The organism is Photobacterium gaetbulicola (genome assembly GCF_003025515.1).
In the GTDB taxonomy this organism is placed as follows: Bacteria; Pseudomonadota; Gammaproteobacteria; order Enterobacterales; family Vibrionaceae; genus Photobacterium; species Photobacterium gaetbulicola.
On sequence record NZ_PYME01000021.1, the window covers coordinates 43,979 to 66,130 of the forward strand.

At 54.8% G+C, this 22,152-nt stretch carries 20 protein-coding genes; 11 read left to right on the forward strand and 9 right to left on the reverse strand.

Annotated features, from left to right (window positions below):
• Positions 1 to 63: 63 nt before the first annotated feature.
• From ggt to rarD, 4 genes are all read right to left on the reverse strand, one after another.
• Positions 64 to 1,833: a gamma-glutamyltransferase gene (gene ggt / locus C9J03_RS17855; protein ID WP_039466978.1), complete on the reverse strand. Its 1,770-nt coding sequence runs from the start codon at positions 1,831 to 1,833 to the stop codon at positions 64 to 66.
• Positions 1,834 to 1,950: 117 nt separating this feature from the next.
• On the reverse strand, positions 1,951 to 2,610 hold the full coding sequence (locus C9J03_RS17860; protein WP_039467069.1) for a LysE family translocator: 660 nt from the start codon (positions 2,608 to 2,610) through the stop codon (positions 1,951 to 1,953).
• 113 nt (positions 2,611 to 2,723) lie between these two features.
• The gene (locus tag C9J03_RS17865) at positions 2,724 to 3,518 is read right to left on the reverse strand and encodes an AraC family transcriptional regulator (RefSeq protein WP_044622146.1); all 795 of its coding nucleotides are present in this window, start codon (positions 3,516 to 3,518) and stop codon (positions 2,724 to 2,726) included.
• A 161-nt stretch (positions 3,519 to 3,679) separates the two neighbouring features.
• Positions 3,680 to 4,591 carry an EamA family transporter RarD gene (gene rarD / locus C9J03_RS17870; protein WP_044622145.1) on the reverse strand — a complete coding sequence of 304 codons (912 nt, stop codon included), beginning with the start codon at positions 4,589 to 4,591 and terminating at the stop codon, positions 3,680 to 3,682.
• 247 nt (positions 4,592 to 4,838) lie between these two features.
• Between rarD and recQ the strand changes: the two genes are divergently transcribed.
• From recQ to C9J03_RS17890, 4 genes are all read left to right on the forward strand, one after another.
• Positions 4,839 to 6,692 (forward strand): ATP-dependent DNA helicase RecQ, encoded by a 1,854-nt coding sequence (recQ, locus tag C9J03_RS17875; RefSeq protein ID WP_044622144.1) that lies wholly within the window; start codon positions 4,839 to 4,841, stop codon positions 6,690 to 6,692.
• 293 nt (positions 6,693 to 6,985) lie between these two features.
• Positions 6,986 to 7,291 carry a DUF3630 family protein gene (locus tag C9J03_RS17880; protein WP_044622143.1) on the forward strand — a complete coding sequence of 102 codons (306 nt, stop codon included), beginning with the start codon at positions 6,986 to 6,988 and terminating at the stop codon, positions 7,289 to 7,291.
• A gap of 149 nt (positions 7,292 to 7,440) precedes the next feature.
• Positions 7,441 to 8,136 (forward strand): 7-cyano-7-deazaguanine/7-aminomethyl-7-deazaguanine transporter, encoded by a 696-nt coding sequence (locus C9J03_RS17885; protein ID WP_044622142.1) that lies wholly within the window; start codon positions 7,441 to 7,443, stop codon positions 8,134 to 8,136.
• Between the two features lie 122 nt (positions 8,137 to 8,258).
• Positions 8,259 to 8,705: a GNAT family N-acetyltransferase gene (locus C9J03_RS17890; protein WP_044622141.1), complete on the forward strand. Its 447-nt coding sequence runs from the start codon at positions 8,259 to 8,261 to the stop codon at positions 8,703 to 8,705.
• 248 nt (positions 8,706 to 8,953) lie between these two features.
• Here C9J03_RS17890 and elbB read toward each other — a convergent pair whose 3' ends face one another.
• Positions 8,954 to 9,604 carry an isoprenoid biosynthesis glyoxalase ElbB gene (gene elbB / locus C9J03_RS17895; protein ID WP_044622140.1) on the reverse strand — a complete coding sequence of 217 codons (651 nt, stop codon included), beginning with the start codon at positions 9,602 to 9,604 and terminating at the stop codon, positions 8,954 to 8,956.
• Between the two features lie 324 nt (positions 9,605 to 9,928).
• On the opposite strand from elbB, the gene polA reads away from it, so the two are divergent.
• Both polA and spfP read left to right on the forward strand, forming a co-directional pair.
• A complete protein-coding gene (gene polA / locus C9J03_RS17900) occupies positions 9,929 to 12,697 on the forward strand; it encodes a DNA polymerase I (protein WP_044622139.1) in 2,769 nt (922 codons plus the stop codon).
• A 187-nt stretch (positions 12,698 to 12,884) separates the two neighbouring features.
• Positions 12,885 to 12,932, forward strand: coding sequence for a small protein SpfP (gene spfP, locus C9J03_RS27345; RefSeq protein ID WP_438616993.1), 48 nt, complete (start codon positions 12,885 to 12,887; stop codon positions 12,930 to 12,932).
• 714 nt (positions 12,933 to 13,646) lie between these two features.
• Here spfP and yihA read toward each other — a convergent pair.
• Entirely contained in the window at positions 13,647 to 14,303 is a 657-nt protein-coding gene (gene yihA, locus C9J03_RS17905; protein WP_039466950.1) for a ribosome biogenesis GTP-binding protein YihA/YsxC, read from the reverse strand.
• Positions 14,304 to 14,461: 158 nt separating this feature from the next.
• Between yihA and C9J03_RS17910 the strand changes: the two genes are divergently transcribed.
• From C9J03_RS17910 to hemN, 5 genes are all read left to right on the forward strand, one after another.
• A complete protein-coding gene (locus C9J03_RS17910) occupies positions 14,462 to 15,079 on the forward strand; it encodes a c-type cytochrome (protein WP_039466947.1) in 618 nt (205 codons plus the stop codon).
• Positions 15,080 to 15,952: 873 nt separating this feature from the next.
• Positions 15,953 to 16,594: a class I SAM-dependent methyltransferase gene (locus tag C9J03_RS17920; RefSeq protein WP_044622138.1), complete on the forward strand. Its 642-nt coding sequence runs from the start codon at positions 15,953 to 15,955 to the stop codon at positions 16,592 to 16,594.
• Positions 16,594 to 17,130 carry a Der GTPase-activating protein YihI gene (gene yihI, locus C9J03_RS17925; protein ID WP_039466939.1) on the forward strand — a complete coding sequence of 179 codons (537 nt, stop codon included), beginning with the start codon at positions 16,594 to 16,596 and terminating at the stop codon, positions 17,128 to 17,130. The genes C9J03_RS17920 and yihI overlap by 1 nt, the downstream gene beginning before the upstream one ends.
• A 12-nt stretch (positions 17,131 to 17,142) precedes the next feature.
• Positions 17,143 to 17,619, forward strand: a complete 477-nt coding sequence (locus C9J03_RS17930; protein ID WP_044624340.1) for a DUF2489 domain-containing protein — start codon at positions 17,143 to 17,145, stop codon at positions 17,617 to 17,619.
• 152 nt (positions 17,620 to 17,771) lie between these two features.
• A complete protein-coding gene (hemN, locus tag C9J03_RS17935) occupies positions 17,772 to 19,145 on the forward strand; it encodes an oxygen-independent coproporphyrinogen III oxidase (protein WP_044622137.1) in 1,374 nt (457 codons plus the stop codon).
• Between the two features lie 93 nt (positions 19,146 to 19,238).
• Here hemN and C9J03_RS27110 read toward each other — a convergent pair whose 3' ends face one another.
• From C9J03_RS27110 to glnL, 3 genes are all read right to left on the reverse strand, one after another.
• A complete protein-coding gene (locus tag C9J03_RS27110) occupies positions 19,239 to 19,367 on the reverse strand; it encodes a hypothetical protein (protein WP_269431121.1) in 129 nt (42 codons plus the stop codon).
• Between the two features lie 242 nt (positions 19,368 to 19,609).
• Positions 19,610 to 21,025, reverse strand: a complete 1,416-nt coding sequence (gene glnG / locus C9J03_RS17940) for a nitrogen regulation protein NR(I) (protein WP_039466933.1) — start codon at positions 21,023 to 21,025, stop codon at positions 19,610 to 19,612.
• Positions 21,026 to 21,035: 10 nt separating this feature from the next.
• Positions 21,036 to 22,085 carry a nitrogen regulation protein NR(II) gene (gene glnL, locus C9J03_RS17945; RefSeq protein WP_044622136.1) on the reverse strand — a complete coding sequence of 350 codons (1,050 nt, stop codon included), beginning with the start codon at positions 22,083 to 22,085 and terminating at the stop codon, positions 21,036 to 21,038.
• Positions 22,086 to 22,152: the final 67 nt, after the last annotated feature.

The following is a 22,152-nucleotide window of genomic DNA, read 5'->3' on the forward strand; positions in this document are numbered from 1 at the left end:
TGGTACATTGTCGATACTGAAATAAAAACCGTGGCAGCTGCCACGGTTTTTTTATGCCGCTGATTATTGTGCGATGACCTTGCCTTCGCGGCGTGGATCGGCAGCACCGATCAGGGACTTGTTGCCGATCTGGATGGCTTGGACACCAGAGTTGAGTTCTTTGACCTGTATCTTGAAGCCGAGGTTTTCCAACTTTGGCGCCCATTGCTCGGCACCGGTGCCCGCTTCGAGCTCGAACGGGCCGAAGCGGTTGTTCATGTTCGGCAGGTTGATGGCCTGCTGCAGATCCATGCCCCAGTCGAGATGGGCCACCAGGGTTTTGGCGACATAGCCGATGATCTGGCTACCGCCTGGCGAGCCGATAGCCAGGTAGGGTTTGCCTTTTTGCATCACTATGGTCGGTGCCATCGATGAGCGTGGCCGCTTGCCCGGCTCGACCCGGTTGGCAATAGGCTTGCCGTTGTCATGGCTGCGGAAGGAAAAGTCGGTCAGTTCGTTGTTGAGCAGGAAGCCGCGTACCATTACCCGTGAGCCGAAGCCGTTCTCGATGGTGGTGGTCATTGAAATCACGTTGCGGCCCTTGTCGACAATCGAGAAGTGGCTGGTTGAGGGCAGCTCTAGTGATTCGTCCATGGCATAGCGCAGGGCGTGATCCCACGGCGGGAGGCCCGCTTCGGCCTTGGCCAGGGCCTTGTCGCTGTCGAGTAAGGCAGCCCGTTGCTGCAGGTAGTCACCGGCCAGCAACCCTTTGGTCGGCATCGGCACATAATCGCTGTCGGCCATGTAGCGGCCGCGGTCGGCAAAGGCGAGGCGTGAGGCATCGCCGAGCAGGCGCCAGCTGGTGAGATTATCCGGTCCCAATTCGCCGAGCGGATAGTGGCCGAGCATGCCCATGATCTGGCCCAGCGTCAGGGCGCCTGAGCTCGGAGGCCCCATGCCGCAAACCTCATATTGGCGGTAAGGGGCGCAGACGGCAGGCCGCTCTTTGACCTGGTAGGTGGCCAGATCCATGGTGCTGAGCACGCCTGGGTTGCCGGGGGCGGTGCGCACCGCCTTGACGATGTCTTTGGCAATCTCGCCGGTGTAGAAGGCGCTGGCACCGCGCTCGGCAATTTGCCGCAGGGTATCGGCATACTCAGGGTTTTTCAGGGTTTGCCCGGCTTGAATAGCCGTACCATCTTCATTGAAGAAATAGGCTTTTGTGTTGTCGAAACGCTGCAGGTGGGCCTGGTCCTTTTCCACCAGGGCGGCCAGCCTCGGGCTCACGATAAAGCCCTCTTTGGCGAGCCTGATCGCAGGCTCGAACAGTTTTTTCCAGTCCAGCTTGCCGTGGCGCTGGTGGGTATACCACATCAGCCTGACGGTACCCGGGGTGCCGACCGAGCGGCCACCAACCACGGCATCGAAGAACGTCAGCGGCTGGCCTTTTTCATCTTGGAACAGCAGGGGAGTGACCGCAAACGGGGCGGTTTCGCGACCGTCGAAGGTGGTCAGGGCTTTCTTTTTCTGATCCCAATAGACCATGAATGCACCGCCGCCAATGCCTGAGGATTGCGGCTCGGTCAGGCCCAGCACCAGCTGGGTAGCGACCATGGCATCAATGGCATTGCCGCCCTGGCGCAGGATGCTGGCGCCGGCCTCGCTGGCATAGGGGTTGGCAGAGGCAACCATCCAGTCTTTGCCGGTTACCGCTTGCTGCTCGTTGAGGCCGGTTGCCGCTTCCGGGGCAAGCCGATCAGCACTTTGCTGATTGCTTTTGGCGAGGGTGGAAACAGGCAGGGTCAGCAGCCAGGCTGACAACAAGACAACCTGTTGTCGGTGATTCCATTCCATGGTCAATATACTCCTTACTTAGGCTGTTGTTAGCCTAAGTAAGGACGGGGGGCTGTGTCTACCGGTTGGTTGTTTTTTGTGCTGCGGGTCAACCTGTGTAGCAGGCTGTGCCTGCCATTAAGGGGTGAGGATACTGACCCAAATCAGACTGCCGATCACGGTGAACAGGGCACCGCAGGTGGCATCTATCCAAGGTGTCCAATGCTTGAGTTTTTGCTGCAGGCGGGCCCCGGTCAGCAGCCAGGCCAAGAGGGCAAACCACAGGAACGAGGTGACCCACAGTAGGCCGATGGCCGTGGCCTTGCCGCCGAGGGACATACTGGCTGGCACCAGGGTCGATAGCAGGCTGACAAAAAACACCAGCGCCTTGGGGTTGAGGATGTTGGTGGTAAACCCTTTGGCCAATGCCTGCTTGCGGTTAGCAAGTACTCGCTGTGATGACTTGGCTGGCATACCTTGCTCTGCTTGGTGGCGCTGCTGCCAGTGTTGCCATGTCCCTTTGAGGGCGCCGATCCCCAGCCACAGCAGGTAACTGCCGCCAGCAGCTTGCAGCAGGGCAAACAGCATCGGGTGCTGGTGGATCAGCAAGCTGGCCCCGGTCAGGCTGAGAATGGAGTGGAGCAGGATCCCGAGCGACAGGCCAAGGGCGATCATGATGCCGGTTTGGCGGCCGTAGCGTCCGGCATTTTGTACCACTAAGGCGAAGTCGGGCCCTGGGCTCATTAAGGCGACGATATGAACGGTGACGAGGGTGGCAAGGGTGGTTACTTCGTTGATCATAGTGTGTACAGCATCCTTCAAACATCAGGGCACAATGCCCAACAAGGCGTAGCATGCCTCAGCCGCTGAGCGGATGCTTGTAAAAAAGTGACAATTAATCCCAAGACTGCTTATTTGATTTGCGAGGGGGCGACGCCGAAGGTTTGCTTGAAGGCATGGGTGAAGTGGGCCTGGTCGTAAAAACCGACGTGGTATGCCACCTCGGTACTGGTATAACCCGCTTTCAGCAGCGCCATCGCATGCTCCAGCCGTAGCCGGGCCAGCCAGGCATAGGGGGTCATACCGGTGGCTTTCTTGAATTGGCGCAGTAGTTGTGACGGGCTCAGATCGCACAGGCCGGCCAGCTGCTCGAGGCTGATTTTTTGATCCAGATGGGCCATCACATAGTCGCGCAGTTGGTGGAGATCTTTGCCTCCCAGTGCCGCGACGCTGGTTTCGCGGACCTGGCCGTAACGGGTCAGCAAGTAGGAAAAGGACTCGATCGGCAAGCTATCTTTGGCAAGCTGCGAAGCCATCGGGTTGTCCAGTTGCTGGTGCAACTGGGTCAGCTGCCGGAACAGCGCGTGATCGGCGATCTTGTTTTGTGGGAAGCGGTAATGGCCCTGGCCTGAGACTTCCTCGGCTTGCTGGCTGAGCCAGCCGGGGGTGATGCTGAAGACCTTGACTTGGTATCCCGTTTGCTCTTTGGGTTGCCCGTCGTGGATTTCGTCCGGCGGCATGATCACCAGTTGCCCCGCACCGGCGATGTGCTTGCTGCCGTTGTAGAAATACTGCTGCTGGCCTTGGGTGATCAGCCCCACATGGTAATCAAGGTGATAATGGCGCTTGAACGCAAAGCTCTGGTAATGGGCATCAATCAGGTTGATGTCGTCAATGGGGCTCTTGCGATGGCTGATCTTATTCATGACTCGCTCCCCCTTTGCGGTTCAGTGCTAGATAGTGGTGATAAATGACTGGAGACAGTCACGGCTGCTATGAGTACACCATAGCCAGAGCGGTGACGCTTGTAAAAAATCAACGGGGCTGTTGGTCATCAACCCGCAGCCCCACTTTTTTCGCTGCCAACCTAGCTGACGGCGGCTTGCCTTTTATTGCTGCGGTGGTTGCGCAGGCCTTCGAAGCTGAAAATGATCAGTGCCGCCCAGATAAAGGCAAAGGTATAGCCCTTGTCGGCCGTAAAGCTTTCGCCGTAAATAGTGATCGCCAACAGGAACATCAGGCTCGGGCCGATGTACTGGAAAAAGCCCAGGGTTGAGAGCTTGAGTTTGGTCGCGGCACCGGTAAAACACAGCAGTGGCAGGGTGGTGACAATGCCTGCTGCCATCAGCAGCAAGTTGGTATTCATCGGGTTGGCCGACCAGTCTGAGGTGGCACTGTTGGCAAACAAAAAGACATAACCGAGCGCCAGAGGTAGCAACAGGCTGGTTTCCATGAACAGTCCGGTCGCGGCATCGAGGTTGACCTTCTTGCGCAGCAGGCCGTAGAGGCCGAAGCTGGCGGCCAGCGCGAGGGCAATCCATGGCAATGAGCCGAACTGGATCAGCTGGACCGCAACACCGGTGGCTGCCAGTGCCACCGCAACCCATTGCAGCGGGCGCAGGCGCTCCCCGAGAAACATCATTCCGAGCAGGACATTGAGCAGTGGGTTGATGTAATAGCCCAGGCTAGCATCCAGCATGTAGTTGTTGTTGACCGCCCAGATGAAAATCAGCCAGTTGCCTCCGACCAGCAGCGAGGTCGCCAGCAGTAGTATCAAGACTTTCGGCCGACCCAATACGGCACGGACTTGCCCCCAGCCCTTGCTGAGTATCAGCAACAAGGCAAGAAAGCCAAACGACCAGATCACCCGGTGGCTGAGAATTTCCATCGCACCGACATGCTGGAGGGATTTGAAATAGATAGGGGCGATCCCCCACATGGTGTAGGCCGATAGGGCGAGTATGACGCCACGCTGGGTCTGGGTATTTTGCGCTTCCATGGTTACCTGAAAAGTTGGTGCCGAGCAGGCTGGGGAGAAATAAATATTCAGTTGTCTATGCAAGGGCAGTATAAATCGTGATCGATCTCAATACTATTGCCTTTTTCCTCTACAGCCATGGTGCGAAGGCGGGCTAATGTATCGGGCTGGGGAGTGACTCCCATCGGCGATTTGAATGGTATAGAATAGCCAGCCTTGTCCATATTCAGGTGCCCCGCTTTGGGCCACCAGTGCCAATGAGAACGTTATGCCAGCAAGCCAGCCGAGCCAGACCGATAGCCCAATGACCTGTGACCAGGTACTGCAGGAGGTCTTTGGCTATCAGGAATTCCGGGAGGGCCAGCAGCCTGTTATCGAGGCGGCGGTATCCGGCCAGGATTGTCTGGTGATCATGCCGACAGGCGGCGGTAAGTCGCTGTGCTACCAGATCCCGGCTTTGCTGCGAGACGGCCTGAGCTTAGTGGTGTCCCCATTGATTTCCTTGATGAAAGATCAAGTTGACCAGCTTAAGGCCAACGGGGTGGCCGCGGCCTGTATTAACTCCACCATGTCGTGGGAAGCGATGCAGGAGACTTTTCAGGCGATGGCTCAAGATCAGTTGAAGCTGGTCTATGTTTCTCCTGAGCGTTTGCTCAGTCGCGATTTTTCCGAACGTCTGGCTTGTTTGCCGCTCAGCATGATTGCGGTGGATGAAGCGCACTGCATTTCGCAGTGGGGCCATGACTTCAGGCCGGAATATGCGGCCATCGGCAGTTTGCGCCAGGCCTTCCCTGATGTCCCGGTGATTGCCCTGACGGCCACGGCGGATGAGACCACGCGGCAGGATATCGTTGCCCGTTTGGCACTTCAGGAGCAGCATACCTATCTCGGCAGCTTCGACCGGCCGAATATCCGCTACACCCTGCAGGAAAAATACAAGCCGATGGCCCAGCTGACTCGCTACCTGTCCGGGATGCGCGGTCAGTGTGGGATTGTCTACTGCAACAGCCGCAAGCGGGTGGAGCAAATCAGCGAAAAGCTCAACGAGAGCGGGATCCGTGCGGCGGCCTACCACGCCGGGCTGGAGCATGACGAGCGGGCATGGGTACAGGAAGCGTTCCAGCGTGATGATGTGCAGATCGTGGTGGCGACCGTGGCCTTTGGTATGGGGATCAACAAGCCCAACGTGCGCTTTGTGGTCCATTATGATATTCCGCGCAATATCGAGTCCTACTATCAGGAAACCGGGCGGGCTGGACGGGACGGTCTGCCCGCCGAGGCCATCCTGTTCTACGACCCATCCGATTTGGCCTGGTTGCGCCGCTGCCTGGATGAAAAGGAAGAGGGTCCGCAGAAGCTGGTGGAGAGCCACAAGCTCAATGCCATGGGGGCATTTGCCGAGGCTCAGACCTGCCGCCGCCAGGTACTGCTCAACTATTTTGGTGAAGCGCGGGAAGAGCCCTGCGGCAACTGCGATGTCTGCCTCGACCCACCCAAGCACTTCGATGCCCTTGAGGTGGCGCAGAAGGCGCTGTCCTGCGTGTACCGGGTCAACCAGAGCTTTGGTATTACTCATGTGGTGGAAGTGCTGCGCGGTATGCAGAACCAGCGTATCCGCGAGCATGGCCACGATAAGCTGAGCACCTACGGGATCGGCCGCGAACACAGCCACGAGTTTTGGGTCAGCATCTTGCGCCAGCTTATCCACCGCGGCTTCTTGACCCAGAATATCGTCCGCAGCTCGATACTGCAGCTGACCGCCAAGGCGCGGGATGTCCTGCGTGGCGAGGTGCCACTCGAGCTGGCGGTTCCAAGGCTGGATATTGCGGCCCGCAGTGCCAAGAGCGATAAGCTGGCCAATCGTCAGTACGACAAGAAGCTGTTTGCCAAGCTGCGCAAACTGCGCAAGGCCATTGCTGACGAAGAGGATTTACCACCTTATGTGGTCTTCAATGATGCCAGTCTGATGGAGATGGCCGAGCGCCTGCCGACCTCAGCGGGCGAACTGCTGGCGGTCAACGGGGTGGGGCATCGTAAGCTGGAGAAATACGGCAATGCTTTCCTGGGGTTGATCGAAGATCACCTGACGGCGGGAGAAGACGTCGGATTTGGGATCGGGTAGGCAAATCGGCGAGATAAAAAAATACCGGACAATCCGCGTCCGGTACAAAATGCGTTTTAGATACAGACAGGGGCTTGGCCCCGGCATGCACTGTTCGCTACAAAACAGCTTGCGTATTTGGTGAGAATGTTAAATTCACCGGCTGCCGACAGGGTCTCCCCCGCCGGCAACCACTTCATAAAACCACGAACCTCGCCCCTTGGCTAGAGGCTGGTTATTGGTTGATACTCACAGAAACAATTGGTTACAGGAAAATTTCTGCAGCCTCCCATTACTGAAAGGAATACAGTGCCATGACAGGAATCCCGCTCTATGGGTGCCGCCATATGGATCATGCCGCTAGGCTGCTTGAGATCGACGGGCCCGATTTCGACTATGATAATTTCGCAGTCGTTGCTGAGACGTTGTTGCAGCAGCTTGGAATGACGGTGGTGGAAAAGGAGGCCAACGCCGACTTGCATGTATGGCTGGTGGATTTTGAAGGCTGCCGGATGTTGCTAAAGGGCGAGCACTACAGTGGCCAGATGTGGCTGGAAGGGCTCGACAGTGAAGCGGAAGAAACAATGCGTTTTCTCGCCGGGCTACTCGGAAAAGGCTGAGGCGCCAGGCAAAGCGTTGGCGTGCTGTATTTCCTAGCCACAATATATGGCTTGGGTATATAATCGCCGGCTTCGGTTGCTACCGGCAGTGTGAGAGCTGGCGGTGGTGTTTTGGGTTCCCTCTCCCCCAATGACAAAAAGGTCTGACAATGACGACTTCTCAATTTTCGCCTGCGCAGCAGCGTAAGGCCCTTTCTTTCTTGGTGGTTTTCCACCTGCTGATCATCGCATCGAGCAACTACCTGGTTCAGCTTCCTTTTACCGTGATGGGTTTCCATACGACATGGGGCGCCTTTACCTTCCCGTTTATCTTTTTGGCGACTGACTTGACGGTGCGCATTTTCGGGGCGGCCATGGCTAGGCAGATCATCTTGCGGGTCATGTTGCCGGCGCTGCTGATTTCCTATGTGCTATCGGTCCTGTTCTATCAGGGCGAGTATCAGGGGATCGGCCACCTCGGTGAGTTCAACCTGTTCGTCGCGCGGATCGCGATTGCCAGCTTCATGGCTTACTTGCTGGGCCAGATCATGGATGTGTCGGTGTTTAACCGCTTGCGCCAGACCAAGCAGTGGTGGGTGGCCCCGAGCTGCTCGACCTTGTTTGGGAATGCCCTCGATACCCTGGCCTTCTTCTCGATTGCGTTCTACAACAGCCCGGATCCGTTTATGGCGGCGAACTGGGTTGAGATCGCGCTGGTGGACTACGGCTTTAAACTGCTGATCAGCCTTGGCCTGTTTGTCCCGATGTATGGTGTGCTGCTTAACTACCTGATCCGTAAACTGACGACCCTGCCAGCCGTGCAGCCGGACAGTGAACGCCAAGCGCCCAATACTCAGAGGGCCTAGCTTTCCCTTCATCGGGTTTCGCACCATAATAAGCTCAGTCTAAGGCCAGCATTGCTGGCCTTATTAATTTCAAGCTAATTGATATGCCAGACCGCTATCCAGCTTGGTATACAGGAGGAAGTATGCATATCCGTGAGGCCAGTATTGAAGAAGCGGCCACAGTGTTGGCCGCCATTACTGAGTTTGCCCGCCCTGCATCAGAGGAAGACATCAAGGAAAGACTCCGTGGCCACCGAGTCCTGATTTTGGTGGCCGAGATTAATGACGAAATGGTCGGGGTAAAAATCGGCTATCAGCTGTCGGAAGACTGCTTTTACAGCTGGCTGGGCGGTGTGGCGCCGGCAGGCCGCCGTGGTGGGGTGGCTCAGGCCCTGCTCGAAGCGCAGGAAGAGTGGGTGGTAGCACAAGGCTACCAGCAGCTGAGGGTGAAATCCCGTAACCGTTTCCCCGCCATGCTGCGTTTGCTATTGAGAAATGGCTACCAGGTTGAGCATCTGGAGAAGAAAGAGGGAATAGAAGATTATCGTCTGCATTTCGTCAAACAACTAAATGACAATAACTCTCAATAAAATGCTTGCATCTCAAATGAGAATGGTTATTATTAACTTGCACTCAGCAAGAACAGCCCAGAACGGCGACGGTTCTTGCCTGAAGGCACGACATTGCTCACATTGCTTCCAGTGTACTTTAGCTAGGGTGGGTTTTTAGTGTAGGGCTAGAATCCTTTTCCCCTTGTGCTGAGCGGCAACTACTTCCGGGTATTGATTGCGGAAAGTAGTGCCGCTTTTTCTTTGCCTATGGCCTGGTGGAAACCGGCTCAGGCAATCTTGACTAACTCTTTGACCAGTTTGTTGATCCCCTCAGCGGCTTCGGAAATACTGCCGGCCAGCATATAGGCAGGGGTTGTCAGCAAGCGGCGTTTTTGATCCAGTACGTAGTCGCTGACCGGGCACTTGATGTGTTCACCGCCCATTTGGTTGAAGGCCTTGGCGGTATCCGGATCGGTCCCAATCGTCCCTTTGGCTCCAGGGCCATAGATCAGCGGGATCATGGCTGGGGCGATGCACAGGTAACCGGCGGGCTTTTCTTCTTCGGCAAACTGCTGGCATACCCGTTTGACTTCGGGGTGGACGGCACAATCGGGTCCCTTGAAGGCAAAGGTCGACAGGTTTTTGGCCGCCCCGAAGCCGCCGGGGATCAGCAGGGCATCATAGTGGCTCGGATCCAGAGTCGCCAGATCGGCAATTTGGCCGCGGGCGATCCGGGCAGCTTCGATCAAAACATTCCGTGACTCTGCCATTTCTTCGCCGGTTAGGTGGTTAATCACATGGTGCTGATCCATATTCGGAGCAAAGCAATGCCAGCTGGCTCCTTCCTGCTCAATCGCCAGCAGGGAAAGGACGGCTTCGTGGATTTCTGTACCGTCAAACACTCCCGACCCGCTCAAAATAACCGCGATTTTCTTCATAATGGCTCCCTTTATCATCAGATTTGTCTACTTTTACTCTCAGTTCATCTTATTTCAGTACGAGCTGTTAACTTTTTCCACAATTAATGATCATTGTAGGATCGTGGATCAATTGAGCAATATTAATTTAAGTCTTTGTTGTGTATGGTGTTTTTTGCTGTGTTTTTTGCCGTTTTAAACATTGATCAAAGCTTTAAAATGAACTACCAACAAACTTATCCACAGATTTGGGGCGCGAAATGGAAAACAGCAGTTAACAGTTGATGGTAGTCATGGCATCCTAGTGACCTAACTCTTTCATCCCCCGGATATAAGAATATCTTTATGGCAACTATCCCAGAAAATCCACTTATTCTGATTGATGGATCATCTTATCTTTATCGTGCCTACCATGCTGCGCCTAACTTCACTAATTCAGACGGTGAGCCTACCGGTGCGGTTTATGGTGTGGTGAACATGCTGCGCAGTATGTTGCGTCAGTTTTCCACCGAGCACATTGCCGTCATCTTTGATGCGAAAGGAAAAACATTCCGAGATGAGATGTATCCGGAATATAAGGCTAACCGTCCGCCGATGCCGGATGATCTTCGCTCGCAGATCGAGCCGCTTCATGCCGTTATCAAGGCCATGGGCCTGCCGCTGATTTCGATTTCCGGGGTGGAAGCTGATGACGTGATTGGTACCTTGGCCTGCCAGGCTTCGAAAGCCGGCATGCCGGTGTTGATTAGTACCGGTGATAAAGATATGGCCCAGCTGGTTGATCAGAACATTACCTTGATCAACACCATGACCGACGTGGTGATGGATCCGGCCGGGGTGGTTGATAAATTTGGTATCGGCCCTGAGCTGATTATCGACTACCTTGCCCTGATGGGGGATAAGGTGGATAACATCCCGGGCGTGCCGGGTGTCGGCGAGAAGACGGCCAAGGCCCTGCTGACCGGGATCGGCGGCCTGGATGCCCTGTATGCCAATCTTGACGATATTCCGGCGCTGGGTTTCCGTGGCTCGAAAACCATGCCGAAAAAGCTGCTTGAGCATAAAGACGCGGCGTACCTGTCTTACGAGCTAGCCACCATCAAACTCGATGTCGAGCTCGATGTCACCCCGGATCAGCTGGTGAAGACCACCCCTGACACTGACGAGCTGACCAAGCTGTTTGGCCAGTTGCAGTTCCGTCGCTGGCTGGCTGAAATGCTTGATGGCAGTGATGGCCGCATTGTGGCCGATGAAAAATCAGCCGCGCCGGCAGCAGCCAAGCCGGTCGCCCCTGTAATTGACCGCAGTGGCTACGAAACGGTGTTGGATGAGGCGGTATTCAGCCAGTGGCTGGAAAAGCTGAGTGCAGCAGAGGTCGTTGCGTTTGATACTGAGACCGACGGCTTGGATTATATGACAGCCAACCTGATTGGCGTGTCGTTTGCGGTCGAAGAAGGCAAAGCGGCTTATGTGCCGGTTGCCCACGACTACCTGGATGCCCCGGCTCAGCTTAACCGTGACTGGGTGCTGGCCCAGCTCAAGCCATTGCTGGAAGATCCAAGCAAAGACAAGGTTGGCCAGAATCTCAAGTTCGATGCCAGTATTCTTGCCCGCTACGGTATTGAGATGCAGGGGATCCGCTTCGATACCATGCTGGAGTCTTACGTGTTCAACAGCGTGGTGGGCCGCCATGACATGGACAGCCTGTCGCTGCGCTACCTTGAACACAAGACCATCAGCTTCGAAGATATTGCCGGCAAGGGCAAGAAGCAGCTGACCTTCAACCAGATCGATCTGGAACAGGCTGGCCCTTATGCAGCAGAAGATGCCGACATTACCCTGCGCCTGCATAACGTACTGGTTGAAAAAGTAAATGCTGATGAGAAGCTGAAGTCGGTATTCGAAGATATTGAAATGCCGCTGGTGCCGGTCTTGTCGCGCATGGAACGTACCGGGGTGCTGATTGACAGCATGCTGCTTGGTGCGCAGTCGACCGAGATTGCCGCGCGCCTTGATGAACTCGAAAAGCAAGCTTTTGAAGTTGCAGGCGAGGAGTTCAACCTGAGTTCGCCGAAGCAGCTTCAGGCTATCCTGTTTGAGAAAATGGGTCTGCCGGTACTGAAGAAAACCCCATCGGGTACCCCGTCGACCAATGAAGAGGTACTGCAGGAGTTGGCGCTGGATTACCCGTTGCCGAAACTGATCTTGGAATATCGTAGTCTGGCGAAACTGAAGTCGACCTATACCGACAAGCTTCCGAAGATGGTGAACCCGGCGACAGGCCGCGTCCATACTTCTTATCATCAGGCCGTGACCGCGACGGGGCGCTTGTCATCAAGTGATCCTAACCTGCAGAACATTCCGGTTCGAAACGATGAGGGGCGTCGTATTCGCCAAGCCTTTATTGCACCGACCGGCTACAAGGTACTGGCGGTCGACTACTCGCAGATTGAGCTGCGTATCATGGCGCACCTGTCGGGTGATCAGGCTCTGCTAGATGCCTTTAACCACGGTAAGGATATCCATGCTGCGACCGCTGCCGAGATTTTGGGGATCCCGCTTGAATCCGTTACCAGCGAGCAGCGCCGCCGTGCCAAGGCGATTAACTTCGGTCTGATTTACGGCATGAGTGCCTTCGGTCTGGCCAAGCAGCTGGATATGGGCCGTAACGAAGCGCAGGATTACATGAATGTGTACTTCGAGCGCTACCCGGGTGTGCTGGAATACATGGAAAGCACCCGCAACCAAGCCAGCGAGCAAGGGTATGTCGAAACCCTGTTTGGTCGTCGTTTGCATCTGCCTGATATCAAGTCGCGAAACGGCATGCGACGCAAAGCGGCAGAGCGTGCTGCGATTAATGCCCCGATGCAGGGTACCGCTGCCGATATTATCAAGCGGGCGATGGTGATGGTCGATGAGTGGGTTGGCCTGCAGCCGGAAGGCCGGGTCCGCCTACTGATGCAAGTTCATGACGAACTTGTATTTGAGGTACAGGAGTCGGAGGTTGACAACGTTTCTGCTGAAGTCCGCCGCTTGATGGAATCTGCCGCCGAATTGGCTGTTCCGCTGATTGCGGATGCCGGGATCGGGGATAACTGGGATCAGGCGCACTAATTCAGCCCGTGAATCGTTAAACAGGTAAAAATAGCCAGCTATGCTGGCTATTTTTTTGCTGAAATTATCTGCTCAGCCACCTACGAGATTTAGAAATTACTTACGAGCTTCTGAAAAAAAACTACAAAAAGACTTTTCAACGCTGAGCAATTGATATACAGTTAGAGCCGTAGGGTACAGAGGTAAGATGTTCTATCTTTCAGACCTTTTGTTTCACGTTATTGGATTTGGCTGATTCAGCCGCCCTGGTCATTTGACCAGGGCGTTTTTTATTGTGGTGCCGAAAATCCATTCTTCCGAATATCCCCGTTCATATTTTGCTCATATTGGCGCTGATTGCCTGCCTACTCATCTATTTATATACCGAATGTTTGTACTGGAAGGTTTTGTTGCCAGAGTTTGATCTGTTTGCTGAATTTTTCCACACGAAAATTTTAGAGTAATTACTTTAATTTTCTTATTCGTCTCGCTATACTCTTGTTTGCTTCTTGTTCATATTTGTTTTCGGTAGTGGGTGCGAAGCCGGCTAGCCAACAAATACATGAAATCGCCATCCTGGATTTGGGGTGGCTTTTTTTTACCCGCCCTGTCATCAAACTGTAATTTTATTCCATTTTAGGATGTTTAGGCTGAGCCTAAGATGTCTTTATTTTTGATAAAAAACAACCTTTCCCGCAAATCTTCCCCAAGCGCTTAAAATGAGATGTTAGCAACAGGAAACCAAGACATAACCTGTGATTAGGTGTTGCGGTAGGCACAATTACGGGAGAAAAAACTTGCGTTGGTAGGGGAAATCACTGATGCTTTCGGGACAAATATAAAAACCTCCTATTTCTCTCCCATTGCCCCGCCTTGCTGGTGGGGTATTTTTATATTTGTGGTCAGTGAAGCTTGCTGGTGGCGGGGCAAAAAAAAAGCCCCCGGTGCGGGAGCTTTGATGCCGGAGCGCTTATTCCTCGTCTTGCGCCTCGTCTTCGTCGAGCATCGCCAGCTGGCGCTCGAGCTCGGGGGCAAACCAGTCATCGAGTTTGCGGCGAACCTGATCCACCCCGATCCCTTTGAGTGACGAGAAGGCCTCAACTTGCACGTCGCCCCCGAATGCCTTGACGCTGTCGCGTACCTTCATTAGCTGCTGCTTGCGGGCACCGCTCTTGAGCTTGTCGGCCTTGGTCAGCAGGACCAGTACCGGCAGGCGGCTCTCGATTGCCCACATGATCATTTGCTGATCCAGATCTTTGAGCGGGTGGCGGATATCCATCAGTACAACCAGTCCCTGCAGGCATTCACGCTTTTGCAGGTACTCGCCCAACGACTCCTGCCACTTCAGTTTCATTTCCAGCGGCACCTGGGCATAACCATAGCCCGGCAGGTCAATCAAGTTACAGCCGGGGATGACCTCGAACATGTTGATCAGCTGGGTACGTCCCGGTGTTTTTGACGTTCGGGCCAGACTCTTTTGGTCGGTGATGCGGTTTAGGGCACTCGACTTACCTGCATTGGAGCGGCCAGCAAATGCGATCTCAACGCCTGTGTCGTTTGGCAAGTGTCGGATTGTAGGTGCACTTGTGATAAATCCTGTGTTTCTATAGTTGAGAGGTTGATTCACTGTTAACTCCGTCAAGTCTTGATGTAGTCGACTGATTACTTTTATGTGAAATTGTGTAAAATATACGAAAACCGAGCTCGGTTAGTGGTCGCATTGTATACCATGTCACTGAGCATTACTTGTGGTACTGGAAGCTCAATAATTATAAACGGAATGTCATGAAGAAATTAGCACTGATATTGACTCTGCTGGCCAGTTGCTCAGCCTGGGCCCAGGGAGACGCAGAAGCCGGAAAGGTGAAAGCCGCGACATGTGCCGCCTGCCATGGGGCAGATGGCAATAGTATAATGGCGCAATACCCGAAGATTGCCGGTCAGCATGCAGGCTATCTTGAAAAACAGCTCAAGGATTTCAAACTTGCGATGAGCACCGGTGGTGCCCAGGGGCGTAACGACCCTGTGATGGGCGGGATGGCGATGCCGCTGACCGAGCAGGATATGGCTGATCTGGCCGCTTACTACGCTTCACTACCGATCTCCGATAGCACCACGCCCGAGGCATCGATTGAAATCGGCCAAACCCTATACCGCTTCGGTGATGCCGAGCGCGGCGTTACGGCATGTACGGCGTGTCACGGTCCGCGGGGGAACGGCACCAGCCTGTCAGGTTTCCCTAAAATCTCTGGCCAGAATGCCGAATACGTTAAGCTTCAGCTGGAGAAATTCCGCGATGGCCAGCGTGGCAATGATATGAACGCCATGATGCGTGCAGTGGCAGCCAAGCTTACTGACGACGAAATTGCCGCTTTGTCACAGTACGTGGGCGGATTGCACTAAATTTTCCTTCAGCCTGGCTTCCAGTCGGTGGAGAGAAAGGGCAGCTTCGGCTGCCTTTTTTATTGCGGGCCACACAGCGAGCCGATTGCAAGAAAATAACAGTTTTTGGCCAAGACACGCCAAATGCTTGTTCTGTTGTGAGAGATCGACCATTCGTACCGGTCGATGTTGATGAAATTGTCAATAGCTATAGCCTTAAAGTATATATAAAACAGAATCTTGCTGTTATTGAAATTAACTTACAGGTGATGCATCCGTCTGGGCGGGATTGTTTCAGATGCAGATTGGCGTAGAGTATGCGGTGTCGACAGGGAGTGGACACAGGAAGGAAAGCGCCATTGATGGCATGGGCAAGGTGCCTGAAGGAATACAGGATGTCCGGCAAGGAGCCGGGTAGACCGCAAGATGTGGTAAGGACTGTCAGGAAAGACCCTTACGGAAAAGAAAACACAACAAAGGAATCAGCATTCTAGGGACGGGGTGCACACACGGATGGTGAACTGGTTGCCAGATGGCAACATGCTAATGGAAAAGCCGGTTAAGGATAGCCGTACAGACAGGGATCACCGTTCAAGGACGGAAAAAACACATCAGGATGATGAAGAACAACAAGTTGGCACGGAAGCAATAATAACAAAAGGATATTGTCAGACCGGGATGTTACTAACTGGTTAAGGACAGACTAGACAGGATATAGCCAGCAATGGCGACCCCACAGAGCGACAGGTCACCCGACCTGTCGCTTTTTTCTTTTCCGCCACTTGCCGTGCCAACCTTAGTAGTGCACATTTCTCCATCAAATCTGCTATTATACCCGGCTTCATTGAGCGCCGCGGCAATGCCCTGTGCGATAAAGTTAACAGGAGAGCGAAGATGGCCCCATGTCCGTTGTGCCAGAGCCAAAGCATTACGCCGTTTTTTGAAGATCGGCGCCGGCACTATTTCCGCTGTGGGGAGTGCGCCTTGATTTTTGCCGATCCCGAGTCGAGATTGTCGCCGCAAGAAGAGAAAGCGCACTATGATTTGCATGAGAATAACCCGGAAGACTTAGGCTACCGGCGTTTTCTCGCCCGGCTGGCCGATCCGCTGATGGAACGTCTCGGCAGCTCGCCGCGCCGCGGTTTGGATTTTGGCTGCGGCCCCGGCCCGACTCTGTCGCTGATGCTGGCCGAAGCCGGTCACAAGATGGCGGTCTATGATCCGTACTTTGCCGATAAGCCGGCCGTGCTGGAGACACAATACGACTTTGTGACCTGTACGGAAGCGATCGAACACTTTTATACGCCTGCGAAGGAGTGGGGGCAGCTGGTTGGTATGGTAAAGCCCGGTGGTTGGCTGGGCCTGATGACCAAACTGGCACGAGATGCAGATGCCTTTGCGCAATGGCATTACAAGAACGATCCGACCCACGTGAGCTTTTTTAGCCGCGAAACATTCCACTACCTGGCCCAACGAGATAGCCTGGCGGTGGAATTTGTCGGGAATGATGTAATTTTGCTGAGGAAAACCCAGTAATGACCCGTAAGAAAAGAAGCCGTACTACCGGGATGTCCGATCAGGTAGTCACCGTAAAGACCCGCACCCAGCACGATCTTGATGGTCTGCAGCGTAAGAAAGATCGCAAGCGCAAAGGCCTTAAATCTGGTAGCCGCCACTCTATGGTAACGCCAGAAGATGCCCGCAAAGCCGCCCAGCGTAAAGATCCACGCCATGGCAGCAAGAAAGCGATCCCATTGATTGTCGAGCCGAAGAAGCCGATGACCAAGCAGCAGCGTCGCATGAGCGCCGAGCAGGAGCTGCAGATGCTGGAAAATGATGCCCAGCTAATGGTACTGCTAGATCGCATTGAGGCCGGTGAGAAACTGGGCGCAGGCCTGCAGAAGCAAGTTGACCAGAAGCTGGACCGTATCGAGCAGCTGATGAACCAGCTAGGTTTGCTGGACGACGACGAGCCGGAGATGGAAGAGGTAGCGACTCGCGGTCCTCGTTCCGATGACGATTTGCTCGATCAGTTCGAAAACATGGACTACGACGATTTCGACAAGGAGTAAGCCTTGCAGGATATGACATTGTGGCTAGGACTGGCCGGCCTGATTGTTGCGGTACTGGCAAGCTATGCCGGCTATTTGTTGTATAAACTCTACCAGCAGACCCAGCGCCACAAGGCGTTTCTTGCTCGCGCCCAGCGTCAGCAGGAGGAAGGGATCAAGCAGCGCAATGCCAACATCATGGAAAGCGTCTTGATCATCGCCCAAGCCGGTAAGCAGGATGAGTGCGATATGTCAGAAATTGCCATCCGCCTGTACAAACTGATGGAAGTCCTGCAGGGCGATCATCAGGTTGACTTTGCCAGCCAGTACCCGGCGATGCACGAGTTATATCAGGTGGTGAAGGACATGCCTCGCGGTGAGCAGCGCAAGACCCTGGCCAAGCAAGAGCGGATGCAACTGGATTTGGTCAGGATGAAGGCCGAAGCCCGCCTGCTAGATACTATCAAGTCTGAGCTGGACTTGATCTTGGCGGCCAAGCCTGCCGCTTGATACCAGTAGCTGTTTTCCCCTGTCTATACTCAGAGGCAGGGGAAAATTGATCGGCTTGGCAGTTTAGTTATCTTCTATCTACATCTTAACCAAGTTGTGTCACACTGGGCGGCCAATATTTTTCTCCCCTCTAAATTTAGTGGAAGTAAGTCATGTCAAATGAGCAGATTATTTGGGATCAGGCCCTAATCGAAAAATATAACTATTCGGGGCCGCGCTATACCTCTTACCCGACAGCGTTGGAGTTTCACGAAGCATTCACGTCCGCGGAATTTGACATGGCGTGCGCCCAGTATCCTGAGCGCAACCTGTCGTTGTATGTTCATATCCCGTTCTGCCACAAGCTGTGCTATTACTGTGGCTGTAATAAAATTATCACCCGCCACCAGCATAAGGCCGATCAGTACCTTGATGCGCTGGAGCAGGAGATCCGTCAACGCGCGGCGCTGCTGGGCGAGCGAACGGTCAGCCAGTTGCACTGGGGTGGTGGTACGCCGACGTTCCTGACCAAGCCGCAGGTGAGCCGCTTGATGGGATTGCTGCGTGACCAGTTTACCTTTGCGCCTGATGCCGAGATCAGCATCGAGGTTGACCCGCGTGAAATTGAGCTCGATATGCTAGATCACCTGCGTAGCGAGGGATTCAACCGCCTGAGTATCGGGGTGCAAGACTTCAATAAGGAAGTCCAGAAGTTGGTTAACCGCGAGCAGGATGAGGCGTTTATCTTTGCCATGGTAGAGCGTGCCCGCGACTTGGGTTTCCGTTCGACTAACCTGGATTTGATCTACGGATTGCCAAAGCAGAACCCAGAGTTGTTTGCCCAGACACTGGAGCAGGTGCTGACTATGCGCCCGGGCCGTTTGTCTATTTTCAACTACGCCCATATGCCAAAGCTGTTCGCTGCCCAGCGTAAAATCAAGGAGGCGGATCTGCCGCAGGCCAACGAGAAGCTGACCATCTTGCAGCAGACCATCGCCACTCTGACCGGTGACGGCTACCAGTTTATCGGGATGGATCATTTTGCCCTGCCGGAAGATGAACTGGCGGTTGCCCAGCGCGAAGGGATCCTGCACCGTAACTTCCAGGGCTATACCACCCAGGGGGACTGTGATCTGCTTGGGTTGGGGGTATCGGCAATTTCGATGATTGGTAATTGCTACGCCCAGAATCAGAAGGAGCTGAAGCAATACTACGCCAGTGTCGGCGAAAAGCGCGAAGCGCTGTGGAAAGGGGTCTCGCTGGACGATGATGACCTGCTGCGCCGTGAGGTGATCAAATCTCTGATCTGTAACTTCCATTTGGATAAAACAGCGATTGAGCAGCAGTTTGGTATCGAGTTCGATAGCTACTTTGCCGAAGATATCGAGTTGCTACAGACCTTCATTACCGATGGGCTGGTTGAGGTGAGCGATACCGCGATTGATGTCGTGCCAAAAGGTCGATTGCTGATCCGCAATATCTGTATGAGCTTTGATAAGTACCTGCGCCACCGTGCCCGCCAGCAGCAGTTCTCTCGGGTGATTTAACCCCGCGCCGTACTGGTTGCATCGCACAAATAAACAAAAAGCCCTCGAGCTGTAATGGCTCGGGGGCTTTTTGGTATCGACTAAGCTAAGTGATCAGCCGTTAAACATGTTCACCGCGGCAATCAGTGCCAGGATCCCGGCAGCAAAATGGCCCGGGCCATTGGCTGCGATTTCGCTGACAGCAGGCATTGCCACGCTGAATGAAAAGATACTATCCAGCATGGTGGGGTTCCCACTGTGTTCTTGGTGTTATGTTGCATTGTGTGGTGTGGCTTCAGGGGAGGCTGAAGTCGGGGGGTATTGTACGCAAAACGAACGAAGATGGAATGGGGGTAGGTCAAAAAATGGCCAGTGACTGCGATTTAATTTCCGCTGCGACTGTCTAGTGCCTCGGCTTTAGCGTTTTGTATTGTGCGGAAAGAAATTCAATGTGTGGGTGAATGTCCTTCCGCACAAAAAGCGAACTAGTCGGTCACGACATTGAGCTCTTTAAGTTTGCGGGTTAGGGTATTGCGCCCCCAGCCCAGTAGGCGGGCCGCTTCCTGCTTGTGGCCGTGGGTGTGTTCCAGTGCGGCTTCCAGCAGGATTTTCTCAAACTCCGGTAATGCCTCACCCAGCAGGTTCTGGTGGCCCTGGCGGAGGTTGTCGAAGGCCCATTTTTCCAATGCATGGTGCCAATGCTGATGGCCGCCTTCGCTGGCTTGCGGTTGGCTTGGGGCAAGTAGTTCCGGCGGTAAGTCGGCCGGCAGAATCTCTTTGCCGCTGGCCATGACGGTAAGCCAACGACAGGTGTTTTCCAGCTGGCGAACATTGCCCGGCCAGTCCAGCACCGTCAGGGCCTCCTCGGTATCCGGGTGGAGGGTTTTTACCTCGACTCCCAGCTCGTCGGAAGCGCGCTTGAGAAAGTGTCGGGTCAGCTGCGGGATGTCTTGGCGGCGGTCTTTGAGCGCTGGTAGGTGGACCCGGATCACGTTGAGACGGTGGAACAGATCTTCGCGGAAGTCCCCGTCGGCCACCAGGCGTTCGAGGTTCTGGTGGGTGGCGGCAATGATCCGGACATCGACATTGACCGGCGAGTGGCCGCCGACCCGGTAGAACTGGCCGTCAGCCAGCACCCTCAACAAGCGGGTCTGGATATCCAGCGGCATATCACCGATTTCATCAAGGAACAGGGTGCCGCCGTTGGCCTGCTCGAAACGGCCCTGGCGGACATTATTGGCACCGGTAAAGGCGCCTTTCTCATGGCCGAACAGTTCCGATTCGATCAGGTCTTTGGGGATTGCCGCCATATTGAGGGCAATGAACTCCTTGTGGCTGCGCGGGCTGTGGCGGTGCAGCGCATGGGCAACCAGCTCTTTACCGGTACCGGACTCACCGTTGATCAGGACCGATATTGAAGAGCGGGACAGACGGCCGATGGCCCGGAATACCTCCTGCATAGCGGGGGCCTCGCCGATGATCTCCGGGGCATTCTTTTCTATTGTCTCCGGCTGCTGCTGGCGTTTTTGCTCCTGACTGTGGGTGACGGCACGTTCGACCAGGCTCACGGCCTCATCGATATCGAATGGTTTGGGTAGGTATTCGAAGGCTCCCTCCTGGTAGGCGTTCACCGCGGCATCGAGATCGGAATGGGCGGTCATGATGATGACCGGTAGGGTCGGGTAATCGGCCTGCAGCACCTTGAGCAACGAAAAGCCATCCATCCCCGGCATGCGGATATCGGAGACCAGCACGTCGGGTACGCTGCGCTCCAGGGCTTCGACCACGCTATCGGCATTGGCGAAGGTTTCACATTTTAGTCCGGCTGCATTGAGGGTCCGCTCCAGCACCCAGCGGATTGAGCTGTCGTCATCAACGACCCAAATTAGTCCTTTGCTCATGGTGAATCCTCTACATAATCGGTAAATACAAGGTGAATTTGGTATGGCCCAGCCAGCTTACGACTTCTATCTTGCCTTGGTGCTGGTCGACCAGGTTCTGTGCAATGGACAGCCCGAGTCCGGTGCCGCCTTCGCGCCCGGTGACCATGGGGTAGAACAAGGTGTCCTGAATATCGCTCGGGATCCCGGGGCCATCGTCGATAATGTCGATCTTGGCGGCCACCCGATAGCGTTTGCCGTGGATCAGCGCCTGGTGGGCGGTGCGGGTTTTGAGGGTGATATTACCGCCGCCGTGCTGCTTGAGAGCCAGTGACGCATTACTGACAATATTGAGGATCGCCTGCTCCAGCTGCTCGGCATCCATAGTGAAGTCGGGCAGGCTGGGATCGTAGTCGCGGTGCAGCTGGATATTCTCGCCGCAGTCGATACTGATCAGCTGGCGGACTTTTTCTAGCACCACGTGGATGTTGTCTTTCTGGCGGTTGCCGGGACGCTGCGGCCCGAGCAGGCGATCGACCAGGTTGCGCAGCCGGTCGGCCTGCTCGATGATCATCTGGGTGTATTCGGTATAGCTCGGGTCGGGCAGGGTTTTCTCCAGTAGCTGGGCGGCACCGCGCAGGCCGCCGAGTGGGTTCTTTATTTCATGGGCCAGCCCGCGTACCAATTCCTTGGCGGCTTGCTGCTGGGCGTGCTGGCTGAGCTCCTGGCTGATCCGGCGCTGCTGGTCAATCGGTTTTAGCTCTAGCAGGATCAATAGCTCGCGCTGCCACGACAGCGGGCTGGCATTGAGCTCCAGGGTGTGGTGGCGGCCGTCGATGACAAACGTCACGTCGCTGTCGGCCAGTCCTTGCCCACTTTGCAGCGTTTCGGGGAGCAGGGTTAAGTCCAGCGAGGTGTGCTGGAGCAGATCCGGGAAGCGAGTGTTGTTGAGCCGGCGCTTGCTGAACGACAACAGCTGCTCAGCAGCCGGGTTGACGTAGCGTATGGTCAGCGACTCATCGAGCAACACGATTGCCGTGACTTGGTTGTCGAGGATCAGGGAAGAAAAGTCAGCCGTCACAATTACCATCCTTGTTGGTGCAGTTCATCATGGTGCATTGAACTGCAAATGCACCATATTGGTGCAA